The sequence below is a fragment of the Ruegeria sp. CJ6 genome (assembly GCF_056536665.1).
On the sequence record NZ_JBQFQB010000014.1, the window covers coordinates 1 to 560 of the forward strand.

A 560-nucleotide genomic window follows, 5' to 3' on the forward strand; every position below is an offset into this window, starting at 1 on the left:
GGGCCGGCCGACCACGGCGAACTATATCGTCGTCAGCTCGCTGATGGGCGGTGTGGTTGTTGAACTGGGCGCGCAGGATGGGTTGATCGTGCCGCTGATCGCGGTGCATCTGTTTGTGTTCTACTTCGGCATCATGGCCGATGTGACGCCACCCGTAGGTCTGGCCAGCTTTGCCGCTGCTGCCGTGTCGGGAGGCGACGCGATCAAGACAGGCTTTACCGCCTTCTTCTATTCCTTGCGCACCGTGGCGCTGCCCTTCGTGTTCATCTTCAACACCGATCTGCTGCTCATTGATGTGGGTTGGGTGCAGGGCATTCTGGTGGCTGTGTCCGCGACCATCGCGATCCTGATCTTCACCGCAGGCACCATGGGCTGGTTCCTCACGAAGAACCGCATCTATGAAAGCGTGGCGCTGATCCTGATCGCATTCGCGCTGTTCCGTCCGGACTTCTTCATGAACCGCATCGCACCTCCGTTCGCGCAGTTTGAGCCGGCACAGCTGGAGCAGGCCGTGGGCGACGCCGCCCCGGGCAGTTCCCTGCGCATCGAGGTCGAAGGCC

The 560-nt window shown here is 61.8% G+C and carries 1 protein-coding gene; it reads left to right on the plus strand.

Annotation, left to right across the window (positions count from 1 at the left end; genetic code table 11):
• Window positions 1–560, plus strand: a 560-nt coding sequence (locus ACR0BT_RS20400; RefSeq protein ID WP_480763929.1) for a DUF3394 domain-containing protein, incomplete at both ends; no start/stop codon positions are given.